The 6,895-nt window shown below is 72.2% G+C and carries 5 protein-coding genes and 1 pseudogene; 4 read left to right on the top strand and 2 right to left on the bottom strand.

All coding sequences use genetic code 11. From position 1 onward, the window contains the following. Positions 1-616 (bottom strand): annotated as a pseudogene (locus E1293_RS42535) (hypothetical protein); the annotation flags it as partial. Positions 617-832: 216 nt separating this feature from the next. Between E1293_RS42535 and E1293_RS42530 the strand changes: the two are divergent. The 3 genes from E1293_RS42530 to E1293_RS42520 all read left to right on the top strand — a co-directional run bounded on the left by E1293_RS42530 (position 833) and on the right by E1293_RS42520 (position 5,152). Further along, the gene (locus E1293_RS42530) at positions 833-1,312 is read left to right on the top strand and encodes a SigE family RNA polymerase sigma factor (protein WP_132205101.1); all 480 of its coding nucleotides are present in this window, start codon (positions 833-835) and stop codon (positions 1,310-1,312) included. A 419-nt stretch (positions 1,313-1,731) separates the two neighbouring features. Continuing rightward, entirely contained in the window at positions 1,732-3,342 is a 1,611-nt protein-coding gene (locus E1293_RS42525; protein ID WP_243717405.1) for a long-chain fatty acid--CoA ligase, read from the top strand. Between the two features lie 259 nt (positions 3,343-3,601). After that, the gene (locus E1293_RS42520; protein WP_165978662.1) at positions 3,602-5,152 is read left to right on the top strand and encodes an RNA polymerase sigma factor; all 1,551 of its coding nucleotides are present in this window, start codon (positions 3,602-3,604) and stop codon (positions 5,150-5,152) included. Between the two features lie 4 nt (positions 5,153-5,156). On the opposite strand, the gene E1293_RS42515 is transcribed toward E1293_RS42520, so the two are convergent. Then, positions 5,157-5,921 (bottom strand): MerR family transcriptional regulator, encoded by a 765-nt coding sequence (locus E1293_RS42515; protein ID WP_132205095.1) that lies wholly within the window; start codon positions 5,919-5,921, stop codon positions 5,157-5,159. Between the two features lie 59 nt (positions 5,922-5,980). On the opposite strand from E1293_RS42515, the gene E1293_RS42510 reads away from it, so the two are divergent. Beyond that, positions 5,981-6,895, top strand: a 915-nt coding sequence (locus tag E1293_RS42510) for an adenylate/guanylate cyclase domain-containing protein (protein WP_132205093.1), incomplete at its 3' end; no start/stop codon positions are given.

Genomic DNA, 6,895 nt, shown 5'->3' with positions numbered 1-6,895 from the left:
CCGCCGGTTCCGGCGCGGCCAGGTCGTCGACCCGGTACCCGGGCTGCGACGTGCCCGGCCGCACCGCCTGCGGCCCGCCCGGTGACCGGACGCAGATCACGTCGATCAGGTATCCGGGCTCCAGGCGCGGGTGCCGGACCAGCACCGGGCCGAGGGCGTGCGGGGGGATCACCACATGGGCGCGCCCCCGATGGGGCCCCATGTCCACCTCCACGGTGTCCCGCCCGCACGCCAGGATCGTGCCGCTGACCCGCCCGATGCCGACCCACACCCGCTCGGCCACGGACGCGTTCCGCCGGACGACCACCGGACGCCCCGGCCGCAGCGCGGCGAGGCCCCCGCGCCCGCCGTGCCAGACCGCGGTGCGGTCGCTCATCGCGAGGCGCACTTCCGACCCGTCGGCCGCCAGCACCAGCAGGTGCGGGCTCGCGTCGAGGATGATCCCGCTCAACGCGCGCTCGGCCGATCCGGCGTCCGGACGCGGCGCGGCCCCGAACACCGCCGCGCGCCGGCGGCGGCGCGCCTCACTGGACGGGGAAGACGGCATCGCGGCACTCCGGCATTCGATCATCGTCACGCTGGGCAACTGGTATTTGGACAGCGAGTCAAGAGTCATGCCACGTACCCCGGCTGTCGACGGATTTGTCGCGATAAGTCAGCCGGTGGAGGAGGTCTGAACTACCTGGGTTGAAGATTATGCACTGGTTGACCCGGATATGTGTTTTTCGTAGGCCCGTAATTACGATCGCCGTGCGATCGTCGACCATACCGGGAGTGCGCACGGCCGGGACCCGGCCGGAGGCGACTCCACAACCCCTGGTCCGGTGGTGGTGTGGACGGGACGCGGCACGAGGAGTTCCGCGCATACGTGGCGGAACGCGGGGCCGTGCTGCTGCGCGCCGCCACCCAGCTCACCAGCGACCGCACCGAGGCCGAGGACCTCCTCCAGGCCGCCCTCGCCAAGACCTATCTCGCCTGGGACCGCATCGAGAACCGCTCCGCCGTCGACGGCTACGTCCGCCGCGCCATGGTCAACACCCAGATCTCCTGGTGGCGCCGCCGCAAACTGGACGTCTACCCCACCGACCGGCTCCCCGACCGTCCCGTCGAGGACCACACCGACCGCAGCGAGATGCGCGACGCCCTCGGCCGCGCCCTCCGCCGCCTCCCCGAACGCCAGCGCCTCGCCGTCATGCTCCGCTATTACGAGGACATGTCCGAACGCGAAATCGCCGAAACCCTCGGCGTAAGCGTAGGCACCGTCAAATCCACGGTATCCCGAGCAATGGCACGCCTCCGCGAGTTGTATTGAATTCCGTATTTGCCAAGTAGCCCCAAAGGCTGCGCGGACCCCAGCCACCATGTTTCTTGGCGGTGCCCTCCTCCTTCGGGCCTGGCGGCCCTCCATCGTCGGGCACCGCGTGCGATCGCTGCATCGCTCCGGCTCGCCTAGCGGCTCGCTGCGCGATCAGGTTCTCGCTTCGCTTGAACCTGCCTTCGGACGCGATCGCGCGGCTTTGGGTGGTTGCGTGGTTGCGGCCATGGCTGAGGTTCCTGCGTCGTCCAGTGTGGGCTGCTCACCTTGAGGGCGGGCTTGGCGGGTGTCCAGTGGGTGGGGACCATTTCTCTTGCGGTCGCAATGGTGTCTTGGGGGGTCGCCAGCCTGGGGGAACACTGCGAGAATCCGGTTCTGGAGCCGCTGCGACCCGGAGGTGGGCCATGTGGAGCACCATGCAGGACTTTCCCCTGACGATCACGACGATCATGCGGTTCGGCGCCGGGGTGTTCGGGGAGGCGGAGGTCTCCACGTGGACCGGGGACGGGACGCGGCGGCGGACCTACGCCGAGGTCGGTGAGCGGGCCGGGCGGCTGGCGGGAGCGCTGCGTGGCCTCGGGGTGGACGGCGACCAGCGGGTCGCGACGTTCATGTGGAACAACGCCGAGCACCTGGAGGCGTACCTGGCGGTGCCGTCGATGGGCGCCGTCCTGCACACGCTCAACCTGCGGCTGTTCCCCGACCAGCTCGTCTACATCGCGAACCATGCCGAGGACCGGGTCGTCATCCTGGACGGGTCGCTGATCCCGCTGCTGGCGCCGGTGCTGCCGCAGTTCAAGACCGTCCGGCACGTGGTGGTCGTCGGGGAGGGCGACACGGCGCCGCTGGAGGGGGCCGGCAAGGAGCTGCACGACTACGAGGAGCTGCTCGCGGCGGCGCCCGGCACGTTCGAGTGGCCGGAGATCGACGAGCGGTCGGCCGCGGCGATGTGCTACACGAGCGGCACGACGGGGAACCCGAAGGGCGTCGTCTACTCGCACCGGTCCGCGTACCTGCATTCGATGTCGACGTGCACCGGGAACGCGATCGGGCTGAGCGAGTCGGACGTGGTGCTGCCGGTGGTGCCGATGTTCCACGCCAACGCGTGGGGGCTGCCCTACGCGGCGGTCATGGCGGGCGCGTCGGTGGTCATGCCAGACCGGTTCCTGCAGGCGGAGCCGCTCGTCCGGATGATCGAGTCGGAGCGTCCGACGGTGGCGGGGGCGGTGCCGACGATCTGGTCGGACGTCCTGCGGTACACGAAGGAGCACGGGTCCGATCTGAGTTCGCTGCGGCTGGTGCCGTGCGGCGGGTCGGCGGTGCCCGAGGCGCTGATGCGCGGGTTCGACGAGGTCGGCGTCCGGATCGTGCAGGCGTGGGGGATGACGGAGACGTCGCCGGTCGCGTCGGTCGCGCACGCGCCGGCCAAGGCGGCCGGTGCGGACGTCTGGCGGGCGCGGGCCAGCCAGGGGCGCGTCCTGGCCGGGCTGGAGATGCGCATCGTGGGGGACGGCGACGTGGTGCTCGCCAGCGACGGCGAGGCGGTGGGGGAGGTCGAGATCCGCGGGCCGTGGATCACCGGCGCCTACCACCTCGACGAGGATCCCGGCAGGTTCCACGACGGCTGGCTGCGCACCGGCGACGTGGGGACGCTGTCGCAGGACGGCTTCCTCGTCCTGACCGACCGGGCGAAGGACGTCATCAAGTCGGGCGGCGAGTGGATCTCGTCGGTGGAGCTGGAGAACCACCTGATGGCGCACCCGGACGTCGTGGAGGCGGCGGTGGTCGGCGTCCCGGACGAGCGGTGGCAGGAGCGGCCGCTCGCGTCCGTCGTGATCCGGGCCGGCGCGGACGTCACGCCGGAGGGGCTGAGGGAGTTCCTCGCCGGGCGGATCGCGAAGTGGCAGCTGCCGGAGCGGTGGGCGTTCATCGCCGAGGTCCCCAAAACGAGTGTCGGGAAGTTCGACAAGAAGGTGCTGCGGCGCCGTTACGCGGACGGTGATCTGGAGGTGCGGCGGGCCGACTGAGACATCGGGGCTGACTCGATTCTGACGGCCAGTCAGTGACGTTCGTGCTCACGGAGCGGAGTGCTGTCCCACCGGGGTGTTACCTTAAGGGCGATTTCGGTGGATCATGTGGTGCGGATGGGGTTCGCGGGTGTATGCAAGGTGGGCTGAATGTCCGGATGGCCCCTGTGGGGGCGGACCCCGCACGACGGCGCCGGGAGCGTGAATGCCCAGGTTGTCCACCTCCGCACCCTCGGCCGACCGAAATCTGGTCAAAGGGTTGAACGAGCGCGACGAGGCTGCGCTGGCCGCGCTCTATGACGAGTACGGTGAGCGCCTTTATGACTACGCAATGTCAATGTCGGGGGACGGGAAAGTCGCCGCCGACATCGTGCACGACACGTTCATCGACGCCTGCCGCCGCGCCCCGCGGATGCGCGACCACCTGCACCTGAGCTCGTGGCTCTACGGGGCGGCGCGGCGCCGCTGCATCCGGCGCGGCCGGGCGAAGGTGCTGTTCTGGGACCGGGACGGCGAGTTCACCGACATCCCGTTCCTGGACCGTGCCGAACCGGACGACCCGGTACCCGACTGGCCGCCCGCGGACGAGCTGCACGACCTCCTGCGCGCCTCCCTCGTCCGGCTTGAGCCCGTCGACCAGGAGGTGGTGCTCCTGGCGTTCCGGCACGGGCTGCGGCCCGCGCGGCTCGGCGCGACGCTCGGCCTGACGGCGCGGCGGGCCGCGATGCGGGTCCGCAAGGCGCGGGCGGCGCTGGAGGCCGCGCTGCGGAAGGAGGCCGGCCGCCTGGGACGCGACTGCGCCGCCACCGAACCCCCGGCCGAGGAGCCCAAGTCCACGGCCGTGGCGGTGCTGGCCGCCCGCGCGCCCGTCCGCGAGAAGCGCGAGGAGGAGGCGCCGCCCCCGGCCGAGCCGGACGGCAAGGGCCGGTGGCAGATCCTGCACCGGCGCGGTGACGACTCCCCCGCCGACCCGTCCGCCGAACTGCACGCCGCCGAGTGCCCCGACTGCCGGCGCCGGGGCCGGGTGACGGCTGCGGCGCTGCTGCGCCGGGCGCCCGCGCCGGTGCTGCCCGCGGCGCTGCGGCACCGGGTCATGCACACCGCGACCGACCCGGAGCTGGCCGGGTACCGCGCCGACATCGCCGCGCGCGGCGGGGCGCTGACCCCGTCCGGCCTGCCGAGCCAGCCGGACGTGCCGTCGCCGTTCACCCGCCGGTGGCTGTTCACCGGGGGAGGCATGGCGGGCGCGCTGGCCGCCGCCCTCGTCGCCGTGTTCGTGATGGGCCCGGGGATCGGCGCCAACACGCTGTCGTGGCCGCCGTTCCGCACGCATCCGCAGCCGTCGATCACGCATGAGAAGCCGGAGAGCCAGGGCCACGGCAAGAAGGGGCAGGAGGGGCCCGGCGGTGTCGCGCAGGGGCGTCCCGGCCAGGCGCCGCCCAACCCGCAGACCGGCGACGGGGATCCGAAGCCGAGGGTTCCGTCGCGGCCGCCGCCCTCGTCGAACCGGCCCGCGAAGCCGGGCGTCCTCGTGGTGAACCCGGCGAAGGTCGAGATGTACGGGACGAAGACCGCCTCGGTGAGCCTCGCGGCGAAGAGCGGCCCGGTGACGTGGACGGCGATGACGTCGTCCAGCCAGCTGATCCTGTCGGAGATGCAGGGCGGCATGCCCGCGGACGGCACGACGCGGCTGACCCTCACCCTGCGGACGGCGCTCATCGGCCTGCCGGGTCAGGGCACGCTCACGTTCACCGACTCGGAGGGCGCGCCGCACGAGGTGACGGTCGTCTGGGGCGCGACGATCCTGTGACGGCTCAGCCGGCCGGCCGCTGCCCGAGATGGTCGCGGATCGTTTCGAGGTGCTCGCCGAGCGCCGCCTGGACGCGGGCCTCCATCGCCCGCGCGATGAACGGGTCGACGACCATCTTCACCAGCGGCCGCATGCGCCGGACCACGGCGGCGACCTCGCCGACCTCGTCGCCGTCCGGGACGGGCTGGTCCTCCAGCCGGTCGAACACGTGCTCCTGGACGAGGCCGACGAACCGTCCGGCGATCACCTCGCAGTCGGCGCGGATCTGCCCGGCGATGTCGAGGACGGAGTCGAGCGGGATGCCGGCGGCGACCAGTTCGGCGCCGACGTGCAGCAGCCGCGGGCTCGGCACCCGGAACGCGCCGCCGTCCGGTTCGATCAGCCCGAGCTCGATCGTCCGGTCGAGCATGCGGGCGACCTCGTCCTCGGCCAGCCCGGCGCCGAACTTCCCGACCAGCTCTTCGTAGCTGGCGGTGCCGGGGATCTCGTCCGACCACGGGTCGGTGAGGACCTTCTCCAGCCCGAGGACCTCGGCGACGTCCTTGCCGGTCTCCCAGGCGCCCAGCAGGTCCTTGATGATCGCGAAGGTGTAGCCGCGGCCGAGCAGCTTGCCGATCAGCCGGAGCCGGGCCAGGTGCGTGTCGTCGTACAGGCCGACCCGGCCCTCGAGGCGCGGCGGCGGCAGCAGCCCGCGGTCCTGGTAGGCGCGGATGTTGCGCACCGTGCTTCCGCCCAGCCGCGCCAGCTCGTCGATTCGGTACTCGGCCATAACAAAGGTGATCTTACTCCGGCATTGTGACATTGATCGATGTCACATAGGGTCGGACCATGGCGGACGACATCGAGGAGACCCTCCTCGGCGGACCCCTGCGCTACACGCGCAAGGAGGTCGAGGCCCTCGCGGGGGTCTCCGACGACTTCGCGCGCCGCATCTGGCGGGCGCTCGGCTTCCCCGTCCCTCCCGACGACGAGGTCGCCTTCACCGACGGCGACGTGGCCGCGCTCGCCGAGATCCGCGAGGTCCTCTCCCACGACCTGGTGGACGAGGCGACGGTGCTCCAGCTCGTCCGCGCCGTCGGCCAGACGATGGGGCGGCTCGCGAGCTGGCTCGGCGACGTCTGGCTGCAGCGCCTCGGCGCGCTCCCGCTCGACGAGCCCAGCGCCACCGACCTCGTCACCGCCGCCCTCGCCGCCACCGAGGAGCTCCGGCCCTCGTTCGAGCGGCTCCTCCTGCACGGCTGGCGCCGCCAGCTCGCCGCCGCCGGCATGCGCGCCACCGCGTCGACCGCGACCGCGCGGGCCGACCCCGCCGCCGGCATCGCCCACCTCGCGGTCGGGTTCGCCGACGTCGTGTCCTTCACCCGGCTGAGCCGCAGCCTGGACGGCGACGCCCTGGCCGCCTTCGTGGAGCGCTTCGAGTCGGCCGCCACGGAGATCGTCGCCGAGTGCGGCGGCCGCGTCGTCAAGACCCTCGGCGACGAGGTCTTCTTCGTGGCGTCCGACCCGTCCGCCGCCGCCGAGATCGGCCTACGCACGGCGGAACGCTTCAACGAAGACCCCGAAGCCCCGAAGGTCCGCGTAGGGCTCGCCTACGGCGAGGTCATCCAACGCCTGGGCGACGTCTTCGGCACCCCGGTGAACCTGGCCGCCCGCCTGACCGCCACCGCCTACCCGGGAACGGTCCTGACCGATCCGGCGCTGCCGGCCGCGCTCCTGGCCGACACCTACGACACCACCCCCCTG

The organism is Actinomadura darangshiensis (genome assembly GCF_004349235.1).
GTDB classification, from domain to species: Bacteria; Actinomycetota; Actinomycetes; order Streptosporangiales; family Streptosporangiaceae; genus Spirillospora; species Spirillospora darangshiensis.
The sequence above is the reverse complement of the archived record's forward strand: the minus strand, read 5'-3'. Positions and strand labels throughout refer to the sequence as shown.

Excerpts from the sequence above, each read along its gene's own strand:
- E1293_RS42515 (WP_132205095.1), bottom strand. The coding sequence starts at position 5,921 with ATGGCCGAGTACCGAATCGACGAGCTGGCGCGGCTGGGCGGAAGCACG.
- E1293_RS42525 (WP_243717405.1), top strand. The coding sequence starts at position 1,732 with ATGCAGGACTTTCCCCTGACGATCACGACGATCATGCGGTTCGGCGCC.